The sequence below is a fragment of the Curtobacterium sp. 179-B 9B NHS genome, from assembly GCF_045370965.1.
In the GTDB taxonomy this organism is placed as follows: Bacteria; Actinomycetota; Actinomycetes; order Actinomycetales; family Microbacteriaceae; genus Curtobacterium.
On sequence record NZ_JBIQDQ010000003.1, the window covers coordinates 185,343 to 202,751 of the forward strand.

Sequence of the window (17,409 nt, forward strand, 5' to 3'; positions counted from 1 at the left end):
CGCGGCGACGTGGCGCCGCGGCCCCGAGCCGGATCACCCCGCGACGCGCGGGAGCTTGGTCGGGGGCTGGGTGACGCCCTGCTTCCCGACCGGGGCCTTCGGCTTCGAGCTGCCAGATCCGGGGGTGCTCTTCCCCGAGTGGCGGTCGGGGTTCGCCGCCTCCTCCAGCTCCGATCCGTCGTTCGCGCTGCACCCGGCCGCGAGGAGCTGCCGAGCGCTCTCCGGCGTGATGTGTCCGTCCTTGCCGTACACCGGTGTCGGCTTCGTGCCCTTCGTGCAGGTGAAGCGGTCACCCGCCGGCTGCTGCTGGCGCTGCTGCTCGGACTGCGGCTGCTTCTTCTTCTCCGCGGGCGTGGTCGATCCGTCGTTCCCGCCCGACCCCCGCGCGCCGGACCCGGTCGAGCCCGACTTCCCGCCGGAACCCTTCGTGTCCGGCGTCCGAGGGTCCTTCCGGTCCTGTCCCTGGTTGCCGGTCTGCTGCTGCGAGGTGGTCGGCCGACCGGTCTCCGACCGGTCCGGTTCCCCGTGCGCCGTGAGCGGCGCGAGGACGACCCCACCCACGAGGGCGAGCCCGGCCGACGTGGCGAGGATGGTCTTCTTGATGGTGTTCACGATGTGCTCCGTTCGGTCGTGTCGGCGGTCTCTCCGTCGACATGAACAGTGAAGCGCTGGAACACCACATGTCACACCGTCCGGACGGACGGTTGCGCACCCCGCCGTCCGGACGACGCGGCGCACGGTTCCCCGACCAGAGGTGGATCCGGACGGGAGGCGCGGTGCGGCTACTCCGCGCGGCGCGCGTGCCAGCGGCCAGCGGTCCGCTCGATGGCCAGCGGGAATGCGAAGGCGTGCGACACCGCCTCGGACGTGACGACCTCGTCTGCCGGGCCCTGGGCCACCACGGCGCCGTCGCGCAGCAGCATCGCGTGCGAGGTCGACGCGGGCAGGTCCTCGAGGTGGTGGGTCACCATCACGCTGCCGAGGTCCGGCTGGCGCTGGCGCAGGGTGTCGACCGTCTCGAGCAGGTGCTCGCGCGCGGCGACGTCGAGTCCGGTGGCCGGCTCGTCGAGCAGCAGCAGGCGCGGTTCGCTCATCAACGCCCGGGCGATGAGGGTCCGCCCGCGTTCGCCCTGCGACAGCACCGGCCATCGGGCGTCGGCCCGTGCCGCGAGGCCGACGTCCGCGACGTGCCGTCGGGCGGTCTCGAGCTGGTCCGGCGTCGGCTCCCACCGCATCATGAGGTCCGTCGTGCCGGTCAGCCCGGTCAGGACGGTCTCGGTGACCGTCAGCGGCGACAGCATGCGGTGCCGCGGGTCGACGTGCCCGATGTGCTCGCGGAGCTCCCGCACGTCGACGCGGCCGAGCCGACGCCCGAGCAGCTCGACGGTGCCCGCGGTCGGGTGCCCGTTCGCACCGAGGACGGCGAGCAGGGTCGACTTGCCCGCGCCGTTCGGACCGAGCAGCGCCCAGTGCTCGCCGCTGCGGACGGTCAGGGCCACGTCGTGCAGCAGATCCCGCCCGGAGCGGGTGACACGGAGGGCTTCGGTTCTGAGCAGGACGTCGGTCACCCGGCCAGTCTGCCCGGTCGGGTGCCCCGGCCAGCCCGTCTCAGACGGTCGCGTCGACGTCGGCGTGCGCGTTCGCGGCGCGGATCTCCGCCATGTGCTCGGCCATCGCGCGGGACATGCCGCGGATGACGGCACCGGCGGCCTCGCCGTCGCGGGCCTTCGCCGCTGCACGGAACGAGTCGAGCCCGTGCTTGACGTCCCAGAACACGAACTCCGGCTGCCCGATGCGCACGAACTTCGCGCGGTTGACGATGCCCTCGGCGGTCTTGACGAGCAGCTCGTTGCCCGAGTGCGCGACGAGGAACGCGATGAGCGCGTCGACGTCGTCGTTCAGGGCGCGGTCCTCGGCGTCGGCGTGCTTGCGGGCCTGGTCGAGGAGCTTGCCGAGCTGCTTCACGGCGGCGTCGTCGAGGTTCGGCACGGCCCAGCGGGCGGCGAGCTCGGCGAAGCCGAAGAGCAGCTGGAACGCGTCGTCGTACTGCTCGCGGGTCGGGGACGCGACGCGGGTGTACCGGTTCGCCTCCATCTCGACGAGCCCGAAGTCGACGAGCTTCGCGATGGCCTCGCGGATCGGGGTCCGACTGACGCCGAGCCACGCGACGAGCTCGTCGTCGTTGAGGCGTTCACCGGCCTGCAGCGTGCCGTCCTGGATCGCGGCGAGCATCTTCTCGAGCACGACGTCCCGCAGGAGCTTCCGGGGGGACGACTCCACCGACGACTTGGGTACCGGCATGGCTGCTCCTCACAGGTTCGGGTGTTCCGTGTGCCAAACCTAGCGTGTCAGTTGGCAAGCGTTCGGGAAATCACCTGAGAGGGAAAAGCGTCAGCGTCGCAGGTCGACCACCGTCCGGCCGTGCACCCGTCCGGCGACCACCTCGGCGCCGATCGCCACGGCGTGCTCGAGGTCGACCGTGCGGGTGACGTCGGCGAGCAGTGCCGGGTCGAGGTCGGTCGCGAGCCGCTCCCACGCCCGCTGTCGCAGCGGCAGGGGCGCCTCGACCGAGTTGATGCCGAGCAACGACACCGCGCGCAGGATGAACGGCATCACCGACGTCGGCAGCGCGGCGTCCTGCGCCAGGCCGCACGCCGTCACCGCGCCACCCCACCTCGTCGCTGCGAGGACGTTCGCGAGCGTGGCGCCGCCGACGCTGTCCACGGCGCCGGCCCAGGTCGCGCGCTGCAGCGGCTTGCCGAGCTCGGCGATCGCTGCACGGTCGACCACGTCCGACGCGCCGAGCGCACGGAGCGAGGCCTCGTTCGCCCGCCGCCCGGTCGAGGCGGTCACGCGGTACCCGCGCGCGGCGAGCAGGGCGATCGCCACCGTGCCGACGCCGCCGGACGCCCCCGTCACGAGGACCGGCCCGTCCTCGGGGGAGACCGTCCGCTCGAGGGCGAGCACGGAGAGCATCGCGGTGAAGCCGGCGGTGCCGATCGCCGCCGCGAACGAGTCCTCGACCGTGTCCGGCAGCACGACGAGCGACCCGCTGGGCACGATGGCGTGCTCCGCCCACCCGCCGTGCCGCGTCTCGCCCAGGCCGGCGCCGTTGCACACCACGCGCTCACCGATCGCGACGTCGTGGACCCCGGGGCCGAGCGCCGACACGGTGCCGACGACGTCGATGCCCGGGACCAGCGGGTCGATCCGGGCGACGCCGGGGTTGCCCGCCAGGGCGAGCCCGTCCTTGTAGTTCACGCTCGAGTACGTGACGTCGACGCACGCCTCGCCCTCGGTGGGGTCGGGGAGGTCGACCTGCGTGATCGCGGGTGGGGTGGAACGGGAGACGAGGACTGCGCGCGTCATGGACCGGACGCTACCCCGTGCCTCCCGGCCGTCGTTCCGACCCATCGCACGGAGGATGGAAGGACGATCCGCGCATGGTGAGCAGGAAGGAACGGCCTCCTCCGCGCGGAACGGCCTCCTCCGCGCGGAACTGCGCCGCGCCGCTCAGCCGAACATGATGGCGGCCTCGTCGTACCGCGCCTGCGGGACCGTCTTGAGCTCACCCAGGGCGTCCTCGAACGACACGTGCACGATCTCCGTGCCCTGGAGCGCGACCATCCGGCCCCACCGCCCCTCGACCACGGAGTCGATCGCCGCGAGCCCGAGCCGCGTCGACAGCACCCGGTCGTACGCGGTCGGGGTCCCACCGCGCTGGATGTGCCCGAGCGTCGTGGCACGGGTCTCGATGCCCGTCATCTCCTCGATCATCGGCGCGAGACGCTCGCCGATCCCGCCCAGCCGCGGCCGCCCGAACGCGTCGAGGCCGCGCTCCGTGTGCGCGTTGTCCTCGTGGTCCGGCACGAAGCCCTCGGCGACGACCACGAGCGGCGCCCGTCCCCGGTCGTAGGCGGCACGCACCCACGCCGCGATCTGCTCCATGCTCGTCTTCTGCTCGGGGATGAGGATCGCGTGCGCGCCCGCTGCCATGCCGGAGTGCAGCGCGATCCAGCCCACGTGCCGGCCCATGACCTCGGCGACCATGCAGCGCGAGTGGGACTCGCCCGTGGTGCGGAGGCGGTCCATGGCCTCGGTCGCGATGGCGACGGCGGTGTCGAAGCCGAACGTGTAGTCGGTGGCACCGAGGTCGTTGTCGACGGTCTTCGGGACGCCGACGATCCGCAGGCCGGCGTCGGTGAGGCGCTTCGCCGCGGCCAGGGTGCCCTCGCCGCCGATCGCCACGATGGCGTCGATGCCGTGCCGTTCGAGGGTCTTCGTGATGTTCTCGACGCCGCCGTTCGGCCCCTCGAAGGGGTTCGTGCGGCTGGTTCCGAGGATCGTGCCGCCCTGCTTGGCGATGCCCTGGATGTCCTTGCGACCGAGGGGCACGATGTCCCCGTCGACGACGCCCCGCCAGCCGTCGCGGAACCCGACGAACTCGTGGCCGTGGATCGCGATGCCCTTGAGCACGATGGCGCGGATGACCGCGTTGAGGCCGGGGCAGTCGCCTCCGGAGGTGAGGATGCCGATGCGCACGGAGACTCCAACGTCGTCGGGTTGCGGGGACCTCCCCATCATGTCTGACGGTGGTGTGGCATTACCATCCCCGTGTGTCCCTGCCGTCCTCCGTCGCCTCCGGTCCGTCCGGAGCGCCCGGTCGGCGGCCGGGTGGGTCCGGCCGGGGCGTCGGGTCCGGCCAGACCTCCACTGCGGCCGTCCGGGTCGACACCGTGTACCGGCCTGGAGGCGCGGTGGACGTCCGCGCGACCCTCCGGCCCCTGCAGCGCGGTTCCGGTGACCCCGCCTTCCAGGTGGTCGGGTCCGACACGTGGCTCGCGCTGCGCACGCCGGCGGGGGCTGCCTCGGTGCTCGTGCGCCGTGCGGGCAGCGATGCCGTCGCGGTCTCCGCGTGGGGTGCCGGTGCCGCCTGGGCGGTCGAGCACGCACCCGACCTGCTCGGACGTGGGGACGACTGGTCCGACCTCGACGTCAGCGCGCACGCCTTCCTGGCCGAGGCGCGACACCGGCAGCCGGGGTTACGGCTGCTCCGGACGAACACCGTCGTGGCGATGCTGGTGCCGGCGATCATGGAGCAGAAGGTGACCTCGCGACAGGCCTGGCGCGCGTGGCGGTACCTGCTCCGGCGCTTCGGCGAGCCGGCACCCGGTCCGGCGCCCGCGGAGATGTTCGTCCCGCCGGCCCCCGAGCAGTGGGCGCGGATCCCGAGCTGGGAGTGGCACAGGGCGGGCATCGAGCCCGGTCGCTCGGCGACGGTGATGCGGGCGGTCAAGGTCGCGCCCGCGCTCGAGCGGACGCTGGGGCTCGGACGCGGTGGCGCGGTCGTGTCGCAGCGGCTGCAGTCGGTCCCGGGCATCGGACAGTGGACCGCTGCCGAGACGGCGCAGCGGGCGCACGGGGACCCGGACTCACCGAGCGTGGGCGACTACCACGTGCCGGCCCTCGTCGGCTGGGCGCTGACGGGTGGCCCCGTCGACGACGACGGGATGCTCGAGCTCCTCGAGCCCTGGCGCGGGCACCGCGAGCGCATCGTGCGACTGATCGGCGGCTCCGGCTTCCGGAAGCCGACGTTCGGCCCGCGGATGACGATCCAGGACCACCGCTGGCACTGAGCCCGGACAGGACCGGAGCAGCGACGTAGGCTCCATGTGAGAACCGATCTCACGAAGGAGGAACCATGTCGGACCCGAACGCCACCCCCGCCGCCGAGGCCGAGGAGCACCGCGTCGCCGAGCACGACGTCGCCGACCACGACCACGAGCAGGACGGCGGCGAGCACGAGACCGTCGAGCACGGCGACCACGTCGACTTCGTGCACGACGGCCACCGGCACGCCCGTCACGAGGACCACTACGACGAGCACTGAGCGGCACTGACGTGACCGGCGGCGGCCGGGAGGGGCATGGCGGAGCCGCCACGTGCCTCCCGGCCGTCGTCGGTGCGGCCTCGGGCCTCCTACGCTGGCCCGATGACGACCTCCATCCGCTCCGCTCGGCCGAGTGACGCGGACGCCGTCGAGCGGATCGAGAACGACGCCGACCTGCTGTTGGTCGACCGCCTCCGCGCCGACGTCTGGGCTCCGGCTCCACACGGCGAAGCGCGGCTCGCAGAGCCCGGCTTCCTGCTCGTCGCCGAGGTCGACGGCGAGGTCGCCGGGTTCGCGCACGTCCTCGAGGTGGACGGTGTCTGCCATCTCGAACAGCTGTCGGTCCACCCGCTGCTGTCGCGGCGGGGCCTCGGCCGAGCGCTCGTGGAGGCCGCGAAGGACGGAGCCCGCGAGCGTGGGTACGCACGCATCTCCCTCCGCACCTACGCGGACGTGCCGTGGAACGCTCCCTTCTACGCGACGGTCGGCTTCCTCGAGGAGGAGCCCACCACGTCCTTCCACGGGTCGCTGCTCGAGGTCGAGGCGCAGCACGGTCTCGATCGGTACGGGCGACGGGTGCAGATGAGCGCGCCCCTCGGAGACCCACGTCCGTAGGAGCGGTGTCGGCGTCGGCGGGCCTACGGGTGCCGGGTGCCCTCGCCGGCGAGCACGGCCCGGTAGCCCTCGCGGAACGTCGGGTACCGCGGCTCCCAGCCGGTCGAGCGCAGCAGGGCGTTCGCGAGCCGCTTGTCGCCGCCTGCCTGCCGCCCCTCGGGCTCGGCGCTCGGCAGCTGCTCGACGCCGAGCTCGTGCGCCAGGAACGTCAGGACGTCGTCGAGTCGGGCCGGTTCGTCGTCGGTACCGAGGTAGGTCGGTGCGGGGTCGTCCACCCCCGCCAGGTGGACGAGTGCCGCGGCGGCGTCGTCCCGGTGGATGCGGTTCGTGTGGGGCGACGTGCCGAGCGACAGCCGGGCCTGCCCGGACCGCACCTGGTCGATCAGTCGCTCGCGGCCGGGCCCGTAGATGCCCGACAGCCGGACGAGCACGGCTTCGGGTGCCCGCTCCCGCAGCAGCGCCTCGGCCTCGAGCAGGACGCCGGCGGTCGGGGTGCTCGCCCGCGCCGGGGTCTCCTCGGTCACCTCGCTGCCGTCGTCGACGTCGTACACCGCGGTCGAGGACACGACGAGCAGCCGGGGTGAGGCGCCGGACGCGTCGATGCCGTCGAGCACGTTGCGCAGGCCGTCGACGTAGGTCGCGCGGTACTCGTCCACGGCACGGGAGCCGGCGGCGAAGGCGACGACGACCACGCCCGTCTCCGGGGCGATCGTCGGGACCTCGTGTCGGAGGTCGACGCTGCGGCCGGTGATCGGGGCGGGGATGCGCTCGGCGCGACGGCGGAGCCCGGTGACCGGGTGGCCGAGCGCCGCGAAGCGCAGGGCGACCTCGGTACCGAGGTCGCCGCAGCCGGCGATGACGACGGGGGAGCGGTGCTGCATGCCCTGAGCTTGTCAGGTGCGCGTCGGAGCGGCCCGAGCGCGAGGGCCCGGGCCGTCGGTCATCAGACCTGCTCGTTGTCCGGCGACTCGGGCTCGCCGCCCGAGTCGACGTCGCTGTCCTGCTGCGGGTCCTCGGTCGCGTTGCCGGTGGATGAACCGTCGGGCAGGTCCTCGGTGCGCTGGAACTCGCTCTCGGGGGCGTCCGTGGAGCCGTCGGTCGGGGTGTTCTCGTGCTGCTGGTCGCTCATGCGGCGCACGCTACGCGGGAGCGCCTCCACCGCTGTCCGGGCAGGAGTGTCCCCCGGGAGGCGACTCGGGCGCGGTGCTCGTGCGACCCGTACGGGCGCTGCGTCCCCCGGGTTTGTAACGGAGAGATAACGACTCAGAACTCGTCCAAACCCTTCGGCGGAGGGTCCCGAATCACCTACATCAACCGGGAAACACCCGGAGCGCTCACCAGCCGCAGGTAGCTGGTTCTCCACCCCTTTCCGGGGTGTGTTCGGCGCACACACAGTGTCCGCGCCGAGCGCGACGACGAAAGGAACGCATCTCATGCGCAAGTCCCTCAAGACCTCGATCACCCTCGCCACCACCGGCGCCCTCGTCCTCGGTGGTGCCGCGTTCGGCATCAGCTCGGCGAACGCCGCGACCCCGAACGTGCAGACGGTCTCCTCCTCGTCCGAGGCGTCGAAGATCCCCGCCCCGGTCGCATCCGTGCCGGACGTCCTCGGCGGCGACACCTCCGTCGCGCTCGACAGCAGCTTCACCGACGCGCTGACCTCGCTGGGTCTGACCCCGGGCGTCTCGGGCGACGCGAAGCTCGAGAACGGCGCCGTGTCGTTCCCGATCACCGCCGGCTCGGTCACCTACTGGAGCCCGGACGGCGACTACCGCCCCTACGTGCAGGGCCTGCTGAACCACAACGGTTCCGGTCTGACCCTCAAGGCCGGCGACACCACGGTCACGCTCGAGAACTTCGTCGTGAACCCGGGCTCGTCCAAGCTCTACGGTGACGTCCTCGTCAACGGCGAGGTCGCCGCGTCGAACGCCTACCTGTTCGAGCTCTGGGGCGGTTCGCTCAAGCCGCTGCAGCTCGAGGGTGACAACGCGGTCCTGACCGGCACCACCGTCCACATCTCCGAGGACGCTGCTGGCCTGCTGAACAAGACCTTCAGCACCGACGCCGTCAAGCGCGGCATGCTCGTCGGCACCGCCACGATCACCGCGCAGATCAAGTAACACCCCGCGGCACACCCGCCACACCGGCACCACCACGAGAAGGCGCCGCTCCCGACCACGGGAGCGGCGCCTTCGGCACGTCCGGGTGAACGATCCGGCCGGCTGTCTCGTCGTCAGGGCATGGGACTCCGCACACGTACGAAGGTCGTCATCGGCATCGCCACCGGTGTCGTCGTCATCGGCGCCGCAGCCGTCATCGCCGGCCCGGTCATCTACGCGAACACCGTCAACGGCCAGGCCGCCGCCGCCCCCTCGCTGAGCGCCGCTCCGTCCGGCTCCGGTGCGACGCTCGATGCCCAGCAGGCCGACGGCACCTGGACGAGCACGAGCAGTTCGTACGCCGGGTACCGCGTGCACGAGGTCCTGCAGGGGAATGATGTGGACGTGGTCGGTCGGACGAAGGACGTGCAGGGCACGGCGACGGTCGACGGCGGCTCGCTCACGAAGGCGACCGTCACGGTGCAGGTCGCGACGATCTCCACACCCGAGGCCGCGCGTGACGAGTACTTCCGGAGCAAGGCCCTGCAGACCGACCGGTACCCGACGGCGACGTTCGCGCTCACCGAGCCCGTCGACGTCTCGAAGGCGCTCGACGGCAGCACCCAGGACGTCACGCTCGCCGGCACGATGGACCTGCACGGCGTCGAGAAGCCGGTCACGGCCGATGCGCAGGTCGCCGTGACGAAGAACGGGGCCGTCCAGGTCGTCGGCTCGGTCCCGATCACCTTCGCCGACTACGGGGTCGAGGCCCCGTCGCTCGGCTTCGTCACCGTGGACGGGAAGGGCTCGGTCGAGTTCTCCCTCGACCTGGCGAAGTGACCGTGACGAGCCGTTCCGCCGACGAGCTGCTGGCGACGCTGTACCGCGAGCACGGCGACGCGCTCACCCGGTACGTCCGGCACCTGACGCGGGACGGCTCGACCGTCGAGGACGTCGTGCAGGAGACCATGGTCCGCGCCTGGCAGCGTCCGGCGGTGCTCGAGCGGGCGCCCGACAGCGCACGGGCCTGGCTGTTCACGGTCGCCCGGAACCTGGTCGTCGACGACGCCCGCTCCGCACGCAACCGGCGTGAGCAGGGCTCCGAGCACCCGGTCGACCGTGCCGAGGCCGACCGGACGGACGCGGTGCTCGACCGCATCGTCGTGGCGGACGCACTCGCGTCGCTCAGCCCGGACCACCGCCGCGTGGTGGTCGACGCCTACTGGCTCGGCCACACCGTGCCGGAGATCGCACGACGACACGACATCCCCGAGGGCACCGCGAAGTCGCGGTTGCACTACGGGCTCCGGGCCCTCCGGCTCGCACTGCAGGAACGAGGAGTGACCCGATGAGCGAGGACCGGTACGCGGAGTGGGACGCGGCGTACGTCCTCGGCTCGCTCACGCCCGACGAGCGGCTCGAGTACGAGCGGCACCTCGAGACGTGCGACCGCTGCACGGCGGCCGTCGCCGAGCTCGTCGGCCTGCCCGGTCTGCTCGCGAAGCTCCCGGCCGACCAGGCGGTCGAGATCGCGGCACCGGACGGGAGGCCCGACACGCGTCCCGAGAGCACCCTCGCCGCCGTCGCGCACCGCGTCCGACACCGTCGTCGCCGCCGTCGGGCATGGGTGGCCGTGACCGCGGGGCTGGCGGTCGTCGCCGCCGTGCTCGGCGGGCTCGCCGTCGGCACGGCCGGTGGACGAGGTGCGACGGTGCAGGCCGGTGGCGCGCCCACGACGTCCGCACCGACGACCGCGGGCGACCGCTACACGATGACCGGGTCGCAGGGTCTCGACGTCGACCTGGCCGTGAGCGGCGAGCAGTGGGGCACGCGCTTCGACTGGGGGTGCTCGTACGGCGGCAGGGAGTGGTCGGCGGACGGCTCGGTGATGTACGACCTCGTGGTGGTCCGGAAGGACGGCTCCGTGCAGACCGTGGCCTCGTGGTCGGCAGCCGGGGCCGAGGCCCGCGGGCTGTCGGCGTCGACGGACGTCCCGCGCGACGACATCGCCGAGGTGCAGGTCCGACTGCGCGGCGAACGCGGGTCCCTGGTGAGCACCGACCTCGCTCGACACACGGGATGATGGCGGGGTGGACCGCGCCGCACCAGTGCTCGACGACGTCGTCCGCGCGGTCGCGCGGACGGGCTTCCACGCCCACGGCCTGCACGTGCTGGTCGGCGACGACACCGCCGAGCACCACTGGTCCGCCGACGTCCGCCGTGACGTGCACTCCGTCGCGAAGGGCGTGGTCGTCCTGGCCGTCGGGGCCGCCGCGGACGACGGGCTGCTCGCGCTCGACGAGTCCGTCGGCACGCTGCTGCCCGACGTCGTGCTCGGACCGGGTGTGCAGGACGTCACGCTCCGACACCTGCTGACCATGACGAGCGGCATCGACATGCCGTGGTCGCCGACGCAGACCACCGACTGGCCGGACCTGGCACGGGAGTTCCTGGGACGCCCGACCGTCGGACGGTCGTTCCGGTACGCGAACGCCAGCACCTACACGGCCGCGAGGGCCCTGGCCGCACGGGTCGGCGACGTCGGCGCGTACGCGCAGGACCGCATCTTCACCCCGCTCGGCATCGACGACGTCCGCTGGGACCGCTGCCCGCTCGGTCACGTCGTCGCGGGCGGCGGCCTGTGGCTCCGCACCGCCGAGGTCGCGCGCATCGGCCGGTTGCTGCGGGACCGCGGCGCGGCGGACGGGCGTCAGCTCGTGCCCGCGGCGGTCGTCGACGCGATGCACACCGACTGGGTCGCGGCGGGGTCGTCACCGTCGTACGACCGCTACGCCCTCGCGGGCTGGGGCGGCCCGGGACGGACCTGGCGACTGCACGGGGCGTACGGGCAGCTCGTGCTCCTGGACCCGGTCGCCGACGCCGTCGTCACCCTCACCGCGGACGACCACGAGCGTGCCGACGTGACGGCCGCGGCCGTCGCGGAGGTGCTCGCAGGCTCCAGCTGAGCCGGTCCCGCCGAGCGGGCTCTCCTCAGGCCTCCGGCTCGACCGGACCGAGTGCGTCGAGGACGCGGTGGGAGACGGACCGCAGGGTGTCCGCATCCGCAGCCACGGGCCTCCAGAACAGCTCCTCGAGTGCCGCGGTGTGCGCGCGGATGCCGGCGAGCACCGCGCGCCGACCCTCGGTCGTCATCGTCACCCAGCTGCCACGCCCGTCCGCCGGGCAGTCCGCGCGGGCGACGAGCCCGCGCCCGACCATCCGCGTGACCTGGTGGCTCACGCGCGACTTCTCCCACCCGATGCCCGCGGCGACGTCACGGACCCGCAACCGGTGGTCGGGAGCGCGGTGCAGGCCGATCAGGATCTCGAACTCGGGGATCGAGATGCCGGCACCCTGCTGGACGGCCTGGTCGAGCGCCCGGTCGAGCCGGCGCCAGACGTCGTGGAACGCGTCCCAGGTCGCCCAGTCGTGCCCCTCGCCGCCCTGCTCCGCCATGACCGCCAGCGTAACCAGCGGGCGTGCCGCGGGACCGAGGATCATCCGTTCGGCTGACTCCGGGGCAGCACTCGGCGCGCTCAGAGGTCACGTCGGACGCCCGGAATACGATCACTCCATGCCGACCCCGCACCTCCGAGACTGCACCGACGACGCGGTCACGCGGGCACAGGGGTGGATCGAGGCCGCCCGCGGGGTGAAGCCGGAGCCCGCGGCCGCACGTCTGGCCGAGCTGCTCGCCGACCCCCGTGGCGCCGAGTTCGCCCGCGCGTTCGTCGACGTCGTGGTCCGGCCGGAGGACCCGAAGGTCGTCGCCCGGAACCTCGAGCGTGCGAGCCGGGCGGTACCGGACGACCTCGCCTGGTACCTCCGCGGCGCGGTGACGGTGGGCGGTGGCTTCGCGACCATGGCGCCGTGGGCGGTCGTCCCCTCCGCGCGGAAGGTGCTCCGACGACTCGCCGGACACCTCGTCGTCGACGCCACGCCCGCCCGGACCCCCGCGGCACTCGCGAAGGTCGGCGGCCCGGACACCCGACTCGACGTCGACCTGCTCGGCCCCGCCGTGCTCGGACCGGCAGGCCGCGACCGACGGCTCGCGGCACTCGACGACCTGCTGCACCAGGACGTCGCCGCCGTCACCGTCGACCTCGACGCCGTGCTGCCGCCGGTGTCCCCGTGGGACCTCGACGCCGCCGTCGCCGACGCGGTCCGGCACCTCACACCGCTCCTGCACACCGCGGCGAGCCGGCCGACACCGCCCGTGGTCACCCTGCAGTCCGGCCGCGCCCGAGGTGTCGAACGGGCCGTCGCGGTCCTGAGCGCGCTGCTCGAGCAGGACGGCACGCGGGAGCTCACCCTCGGGGTGACCCTGCCCGCCGAACTCCCCGAGTCGCTCGACCTGCTCGACCGCGTGACGACCGCAGCACGGGAGCGTCGGGCATCCGGCGGGGCACCCGTGCGCGTCCGCTTCACCAAGGGCACGCTCCTCGCCACCGAAGGGGTCGACGCCGTGCTCGAGAGCCGGCCGCTCGCCGTGACCGCGGACACCCGCACGACGGACACCGCGTTCCTGCGCCTGCTCGACACGGCGATCGACCCCGAGCGGACCGACGCCGTGCACGTCGGTGTCGCCACCGACGACCCGTTCGCCCTCGCGACCGCGCACGTGCTCGCCGAGCGCCGCGACGTGCTCGACGTCGTCGGACCCGAGCTGCTCCTCGGCACGACGCGGTACGCCGAGGTGCTGCGCACGGCGTTCGGTCACGTGGTCCTCGGTGTGCCACTGGTGCGGCCCGACGAGTTCGACGCTGCCGTCCCGTACCTCGCTCGTCGACTGCGCGAGGTCGCCGGCCACCGCCCGGTGGGCGGCTCGACCACGGCCGGGTCGACGGCGGCGGACACGACCGGCTCGACCGACGACACCGCTGCCGTCGAGCGTGCCACCGCCGAGCACGTCGACGCCGTGGCCGCGCTCCTCCGTCCCGCGCCGCCCACGCGCCGCACCCAGGACCGCCGACGGCCGCCGGGTGACCCGGTGCTGCGCTCGGCTGCCGAGAACACGCAGGACACCGACCCCTCCACGCCGGGCAACCGCGCGTGGGCCGCCGAGGTGCTCGCCCGGGTACCGGAGTCGCAGCGCGGCACCAGGACGATCCGTGCCGCCCGCATCACCGACCGCGGACGCCTCGAGCGTCTCGTCGCCCGCACCGCCCAGGCCGGTGTGAACTGGGGCCGCCAGGACCCGGAGGACCGTGCCGAGCTGTTCGACCTGATCGGCCACGCGCTCGAGACCCACCGCGGGGCCCTCGTCGAGACGATGATCGCCGAGCTCGGGCTCACCCTGACCGACGCCGACGGCGAGGTCAGCCGGGCCGTCGACGCCGCCACGCACGCCGCGGACCGCACGCGACACCTCGAGGACATCAACGGGGCGGTCCCGGTCCCGCCGCGCCTGACGGTCGTCGTGCCCTCGTGGAACGCCCCGCTCCTCGATGCCGCCGACGGTGTGCTCACCGCGCTCGCCGCGGGCAGCGGGGTCGTGCTCCAGCCCGCCACCGCCGCCCGACGCACCGGTGCCGTCTTCGCCGACGTGCTCTGGGACGCCGGGGTCCCGCACTCCCTGCTCCAGCTCGTCGACCTCGACGGCAGCGACCTCGCACGCGACCTCGTGGCGCACCCCGCCGTCGACCGCGTCGTCCTGACCGGCACCCCGGAGACCGCTCGGTCCTACCGCTGGTGGCGCGCGGACCTGCCCCTCGTGGCGGAGCTCACCGGGGTCGTCACCGCGGTCGTCACCCCCTCGGCCGATCTCGACCAGGCGGTGCGCGACGTCGTCGCCTCCGCCTTCGCCCGCTCCGGACAGGCGTCGTCGGCGGTGTCGCTGCTCGTGCTCGTCGGGTCCGTGGGGGAGAGCCCGCGCCTCCGCGAGCAGCTCGCCGATGCCGTCCGTGGCCTGCGCACCGCCTGGCCGACGGACGCGACCGCCCAGGTCGGGCCGCTCGTCGCCGAGCCGACCGGCGCCGTCCGGACCGCGCTCACCGAGCTGCGCCCGGGAGAGTCCTGGCTCGTCGAACCGGTCGCGCTGGACGACACCGGCCGACTCTGGTCGCCGGGTGTGCGGGAGGGCGTCCGCGCCACGGGCGACCTCGCGCGGACGGCCGTGCCGGCACCCGTCCTCGACGTCGTCCGCGTGGAGACCCTCGACGAGGCGATCGCCCTGCAGCACTCCGTCGACGGCGGCTCCGTCGCGGCGCTCCACACCCTCGACCCCGACGAGGTCGCGACCTGGTCCGACCGGACCCGGGCCGGCGTGCTCGTGGTCGACCGCCCGACCACCGGGGCCCGGCCGGGACGTCAGCCCGTCGGCGGGTGGCGCGGGACCGCGGTCGGTCCGACCGTGCACCGCGGCGGGCCGCTGGCCGTGATCGGGGCGGACCGGTGGGACCCGACCCGACGTCAGCCGCACCGGAACATCCAGCTGCAGGGACTCGGCAACCGCGTCACCGCCGTCATCGAGGCGGCGCGGGCCGGACTGTCCTTCGAGGAGTTCGACCGCGTCCGTGCCGGGGCCGAGAGCGATGCTGCTGCCCGGGCATCGTTGTACGGACGATCGCGGGACACGGCGGACCTGGTCGTCGAGCGGAACGTCATCCGGTTCCGCCCGCAGTCGGTCGTGGTCCGGCAGTCCTCGGGGGTCGGCGCCGGCGACCTCGTCCGCGTGCTCGTCGCCGCGACCGCAGCGCGCGCGCACGTGCTCCTCAGCACCGCCCGTCCGCTGCCCGCCGAGCTCCTGCCGCTGTTCTCGACGGCGCGCTCGCCCCTCGACGTGGTCGACCAGGTCGTCGAGGACGACGCCACGTTCCTGGGACGGGCTGCGGCGGGCACCCTGCTGCAGGACGGGTGGTCGGACGGCGCTGAGCCGGAGGTCGACCCGATCGACCTGGTGCTCGCGCAGGGAGCGGAGCCCCGACGGCACGCGGCCTTCGGCGGCCCCGGGTCACGCGTCCGGCTGCTCGGCGGTGACGCCCGTGCCCTCGAGGAGGCCCTGGGCGCCGGCACCGAGACGACCATCCACGACGACCCCGTGGTGGAGTCCGGCATCGTCGAGATGCTGCACTTCCTGCGGGAGCAGACGGTGTCCGTCACCGCGCACCGTCACGGTGACGTCTCCCGGGTCTTCAGCCGCCTCCGCCTCTGAGGTACCGGACCGGATGCGGGCGTAGCGTCCGGACCATGAACGCACGAGCGAACGACGACGAGGTCCAGACCGCCCCCGTGATGGACGGTGCCACCGAGGCCACCAACGAGGAGAAGCTCGCCGGCCTGGTCGAGCAGGTCGATCACGACCACGGACACGAGGGTGCCGGGGCCATGGCCGACCACCTGCGCGACCGGATGGACGAGACGGGTGTCGAGGAGGAGCAGCCGAACGACGAGGTCGAGTAGGCAGCGGCGGTCAGCGTCGGCCGGGGCGACCGTGTCCCGTGCCGACGAGGCCGACCTCGAGCACGGTGAGGACCACGGCGACGACGAGCTGTCGTGCCGCGAACCCCCGTGTCTGCCGGTCGAGGGCGATGAGCGGCACCATCGAGACGCCGTGCGTGGCGTCGACCGCGGCGCCGAGGACGTGCGCTTCCGGTGACGCTGCGCGGGTGAGCAGTGCGGCCTGCACGAGTTGCCGGGCGCCGAGCACCCGACCGAACACGGCCACCCGGCCCGTCGACCCACGCGAGGCGAGCAGGTGTGCGACGCCGATGCCGGCGCGGAGCCCCTCGACCCACCGAGCACGCTGCCGGCGGTCCCTGCGGGAGCGGCGGCTCATCGGCGCTTCCCCGCGGCCAGGGCGATCGCGCCCGCGACGCCGACGGCGGCTCCGATGATCCCGTTGCCGAGCCTGCGGTGCTCGACCCACCACGTCTGCGGTGACCAGGCGTGCGCGGAGTCGTCGAAGACCCCGTGTGCACCGTGGTCGCCCGGGACGGGCTCGTGCAGGTTCGTCGGCAGCGACTGTCCGTCCTTCTGCTCGGCCTGCTGTCCGCTGACCAGGGTCTTCGCGGCGTACCAGTCGGCGAAGCGTCCACTGATCCGGTTGCCCAGGATCGTGTAGACCGTCGATTCGCCCACCCACGTACGGCGGCGCGGCCGCTCCGCGGTGACGGCGATCGCGCGGGCGCCGACCTCGGGCTGGTAGATCGGTGCGACGGGCTGCGGGTGGTGCGGCAGGAGCGACTTCACCCAGTTGAACTGCACCGTGTTGAGCGCGGGCATGTCGACGCGGCTCACGGCCACCCTGCTGCCCTGTTCCGTGAGCTCGGACACCACCGACTCGGTGAACCCGACGATGGCGTGCTTCGCGCTGCAGTAGGCGGCCTGCAGGGGGATGCCCCGGAAGCCCAGTGCGGAACCGACCTGGATGACGTGGCCACGGTCACGGGGGACCATCCGCGCCAGCGCCGCGCGGGTGCCGTTGACGAACCCGAGGAAGTTGACGTCGACGGCGCGCTCGAAGTCGTCGGGGCCGGTGTCCGTGAAGCGCCCGAAGACCCCGACCATCACGCAGTTCACCCAGAGGTCGATCGGTCCGAGCTCCTGCTCGGTGCGCTCGGCGGCGGCCTCGACGGCCTGTCGGTCGGCCACGTCGGCGATCAGCGCGAGGCCTCGGCGTCCCGTGGCCTCGACCTCGGCGACGGCGGCGTCGACACCGTCGCGTCCACGGGCCAGGACGGCGACGTCCCACCCCCGGGCCGCGAGTTCGCGGACGGTCGCCCGTCCGAGCCCTGCCGAACCACCGGTCACCACTGCCACGCGCGTCATGCTGTCCGTTGTACGCGGGCTCGTGTCCGCACCGGT

The 17,409-nt window shown here is 73.5% G+C and carries 20 protein-coding genes; 10 read left to right on the top strand and 10 right to left on the bottom strand.

The genetic code is table 11. The features are described from left to right. Positions 1-33: 33 nt before the first annotated feature. From ACH0A8_RS04530 to ACH0A8_RS04550, 5 genes are all read right to left on the bottom strand, one after another. Positions 34-612, bottom strand: coding sequence for a hypothetical protein (locus ACH0A8_RS04530; protein ID WP_066651342.1), 579 nt, complete (start codon positions 610-612; stop codon positions 34-36). Between the two features lie 170 nt (positions 613-782). Further along, positions 783-1,568, bottom strand: a complete 786-nt coding sequence (locus ACH0A8_RS04535) for an ABC transporter ATP-binding protein (protein WP_271827112.1) — start codon at positions 1,566-1,568, stop codon at positions 783-785. Positions 1,569-1,608: 40 nt separating this feature from the next. Then, positions 1,609-2,301: a GntR family transcriptional regulator gene (locus tag ACH0A8_RS04540; RefSeq protein ID WP_271827113.1), complete on the bottom strand. Its 693-nt coding sequence runs from the start codon at positions 2,299-2,301 to the stop codon at positions 1,609-1,611. A gap of 90 nt (positions 2,302-2,391) precedes the next feature. Next, complete coding sequence (locus ACH0A8_RS04545) at positions 2,392-3,369, bottom strand: MDR family oxidoreductase (RefSeq protein ID WP_271827114.1); 978 nt, start codon at positions 3,367-3,369, stop codon at positions 2,392-2,394. A gap of 144 nt (positions 3,370-3,513) precedes the next feature. Continuing rightward, the gene (locus ACH0A8_RS04550) at positions 3,514-4,542 is read right to left on the bottom strand and encodes a 6-phosphofructokinase (RefSeq protein ID WP_251154335.1); all 1,029 of its coding nucleotides are present in this window, start codon (positions 4,540-4,542) and stop codon (positions 3,514-3,516) included. A gap of 194 nt (positions 4,543-4,736) precedes the next feature. Between ACH0A8_RS04550 and ACH0A8_RS04555 the strand changes: the two genes are divergently transcribed. The 3 genes from ACH0A8_RS04555 (at position 4,737) to ACH0A8_RS04565 (ending at position 6,505) form a co-directional block, all read left to right on the top strand. Continuing rightward, positions 4,737-5,636 (top strand): DNA-3-methyladenine glycosylase 2 family protein, encoded by a 900-nt coding sequence (locus ACH0A8_RS04555; protein ID WP_209684925.1) that lies wholly within the window; start codon positions 4,737-4,739, stop codon positions 5,634-5,636. Between the two features lie 65 nt (positions 5,637-5,701). Then, positions 5,702-5,890 (top strand): zinc transporter permease, encoded by a 189-nt coding sequence (locus ACH0A8_RS04560; RefSeq protein ID WP_406906664.1) that lies wholly within the window; start codon positions 5,702-5,704, stop codon positions 5,888-5,890. Positions 5,891-5,992: 102 nt separating this feature from the next. Further along, positions 5,993-6,505 carry a GNAT family N-acetyltransferase gene (locus ACH0A8_RS04565; protein ID WP_311205716.1) on the top strand — a complete coding sequence of 171 codons (513 nt, stop codon included), beginning with the start codon at positions 5,993-5,995 and terminating at the stop codon, positions 6,503-6,505. Between the two features lie 23 nt (positions 6,506-6,528). On the opposite strand, the gene ACH0A8_RS04570 is transcribed toward ACH0A8_RS04565, so the two are convergent. Then, a complete protein-coding gene (locus ACH0A8_RS04570) occupies positions 6,529-7,386 on the bottom strand; it encodes an NAD-dependent epimerase/dehydratase family protein (RefSeq protein WP_400428524.1) in 858 nt (285 codons plus the stop codon). A 62-nt stretch (positions 7,387-7,448) separates the two neighbouring features. After that, on the bottom strand, positions 7,449-7,634 hold the full coding sequence (locus tag ACH0A8_RS04575) for a hypothetical protein (RefSeq protein WP_058729353.1): 186 nt from the start codon (positions 7,632-7,634) through the stop codon (positions 7,449-7,451). 304 nt (positions 7,635-7,938) lie between these two features. On the opposite strand from ACH0A8_RS04575, the gene ACH0A8_RS04580 reads away from it, so the two are divergent. From ACH0A8_RS04580 to ACH0A8_RS04600, 5 genes are all read left to right on the top strand, one after another. Further along, positions 7,939-8,625 (top strand): hypothetical protein, encoded by a 687-nt coding sequence (locus tag ACH0A8_RS04580; RefSeq protein ID WP_058729927.1) that lies wholly within the window; start codon positions 7,939-7,941, stop codon positions 8,623-8,625. Positions 8,626-8,745: 120 nt separating this feature from the next. Continuing rightward, a complete protein-coding gene (locus ACH0A8_RS04585) occupies positions 8,746-9,444 on the top strand; it encodes a YceI family protein (protein ID WP_406906665.1) in 699 nt (232 codons plus the stop codon). Then, positions 9,441-9,956 (top strand): sigma-70 family RNA polymerase sigma factor, encoded by a 516-nt coding sequence (locus ACH0A8_RS04590; RefSeq protein WP_066651360.1) that lies wholly within the window; start codon positions 9,441-9,443, stop codon positions 9,954-9,956. Before ACH0A8_RS04585 ends, ACH0A8_RS04590 begins: the two co-directional genes overlap by 4 nt. Next, a complete protein-coding gene (locus tag ACH0A8_RS04595; RefSeq protein WP_066651362.1) occupies positions 9,953-10,687 on the top strand; it encodes an anti-sigma factor in 735 nt (244 codons plus the stop codon). Before ACH0A8_RS04590 ends, ACH0A8_RS04595 begins: the two co-directional genes overlap by 4 nt. A gap of 7 nt (positions 10,688-10,694) precedes the next feature. Then, entirely contained in the window at positions 10,695-11,570 is an 876-nt protein-coding gene (locus ACH0A8_RS04600; protein WP_406906666.1) for a serine hydrolase domain-containing protein, read from the top strand. A 25-nt stretch (positions 11,571-11,595) separates the two neighbouring features. Here the strand turns inward: ACH0A8_RS04600 and ACH0A8_RS04605 are convergent, their stop codons facing one another. Beyond that, complete coding sequence (locus ACH0A8_RS04605) at positions 11,596-12,060, bottom strand: MarR family winged helix-turn-helix transcriptional regulator (protein ID WP_158407717.1); 465 nt, start codon at positions 12,058-12,060, stop codon at positions 11,596-11,598. Positions 12,061-12,178: 118 nt separating this feature from the next. On the opposite strand from ACH0A8_RS04605, the gene ACH0A8_RS04610 reads away from it, so the two are divergent. Both ACH0A8_RS04610 and ACH0A8_RS04615 read left to right on the top strand, forming a co-directional pair. Further along, a complete protein-coding gene (locus ACH0A8_RS04610; protein ID WP_406906667.1) occupies positions 12,179-15,757 on the top strand; it encodes a proline dehydrogenase family protein in 3,579 nt (1,192 codons plus the stop codon). A 35-nt stretch (positions 15,758-15,792) separates the two neighbouring features. Then, positions 15,793-16,005 carry a hypothetical protein gene (locus ACH0A8_RS04615; RefSeq protein WP_066651373.1) on the top strand — a complete coding sequence of 71 codons (213 nt, stop codon included), beginning with the start codon at positions 15,793-15,795 and terminating at the stop codon, positions 16,003-16,005. Between the two features lie 10 nt (positions 16,006-16,015). Here the strand turns inward: ACH0A8_RS04615 and ACH0A8_RS04620 are convergent, their stop codons facing one another. Beyond that, positions 16,016-16,381 (bottom strand): hypothetical protein, encoded by a 366-nt coding sequence (locus tag ACH0A8_RS04620; protein ID WP_066651376.1) that lies wholly within the window; start codon positions 16,379-16,381, stop codon positions 16,016-16,018. After that, the gene (locus ACH0A8_RS04625) at positions 16,378-17,373 is read right to left on the bottom strand and encodes an SDR family oxidoreductase (protein WP_066651378.1); all 996 of its coding nucleotides are present in this window, start codon (positions 17,371-17,373) and stop codon (positions 16,378-16,380) included. Before ACH0A8_RS04625 ends, ACH0A8_RS04620 begins: the two co-directional genes overlap by 4 nt. Between the last annotated feature and the right edge of the window lie 36 nt (positions 17,374-17,409).

What these genes read in the sequence shown, in the direction of transcription:
- ACH0A8_RS04545 (WP_271827114.1), bottom strand. Translation starts at nt 3,369, where the DNA reads ATGACGCGCGCAGTCCTCGTCTCCCGTTCCACCCCACCCGCGATCACG.
- ACH0A8_RS04565 (WP_311205716.1), top strand. Translation starts at nt 5,993, where the DNA reads ATGACGACCTCCATCCGCTCCGCTCGGCCGAGTGACGCGGACGCCGTC.
- ACH0A8_RS04625 (WP_066651378.1), bottom strand. Translation starts at nt 17,373, where the DNA reads ATGACGCGCGTGGCAGTGGTGACCGGTGGTTCGGCAGGGCTCGGACGG.
- ACH0A8_RS04540 (WP_271827113.1), bottom strand. Translation starts at nt 2,301, where the DNA reads ATGCCGGTACCCAAGTCGTCGGTGGAGTCGTCCCCCCGGAAGCTCCTG.
- ACH0A8_RS04580 (WP_058729927.1), top strand. Translation starts at nt 7,939, where the DNA reads ATGCGCAAGTCCCTCAAGACCTCGATCACCCTCGCCACCACCGGCGCC.
- ACH0A8_RS04560 (WP_406906664.1), top strand. Translation starts at nt 5,702, where the DNA reads ATGTCGGACCCGAACGCCACCCCCGCCGCCGAGGCCGAGGAGCACCGC.
- ACH0A8_RS04615 (WP_066651373.1), top strand. Translation starts at nt 15,793, where the DNA reads ATGAACGCACGAGCGAACGACGACGAGGTCCAGACCGCCCCCGTGATG.
- ACH0A8_RS04605 (WP_158407717.1), bottom strand. Translation starts at nt 12,060, where the DNA reads ATGGCGGAGCAGGGCGGCGAGGGGCACGACTGGGCGACCTGGGACGCG.
- ACH0A8_RS04575 (WP_058729353.1), bottom strand. Translation starts at nt 7,634, where the DNA reads ATGAGCGACCAGCAGCACGAGAACACCCCGACCGACGGCTCCACGGAC.
- ACH0A8_RS04620 (WP_066651376.1), bottom strand. Translation starts at nt 16,381, where the DNA reads ATGAGCCGCCGCTCCCGCAGGGACCGCCGGCAGCGTGCTCGGTGGGTC.
- ACH0A8_RS04610 (WP_406906667.1), top strand. Translation starts at nt 12,179, where the DNA reads ATGCCGACCCCGCACCTCCGAGACTGCACCGACGACGCGGTCACGCGG.
- ACH0A8_RS04585 (WP_406906665.1), top strand. Translation starts at nt 8,746, where the DNA reads ATGGGACTCCGCACACGTACGAAGGTCGTCATCGGCATCGCCACCGGT.
- ACH0A8_RS04570 (WP_400428524.1), bottom strand. Translation starts at nt 7,386, where the DNA reads ATGCAGCACCGCTCCCCCGTCGTCATCGCCGGCTGCGGCGACCTCGGT.
- ACH0A8_RS04595 (WP_066651362.1), top strand. Translation starts at nt 9,953, where the DNA reads ATGAGCGAGGACCGGTACGCGGAGTGGGACGCGGCGTACGTCCTCGGC.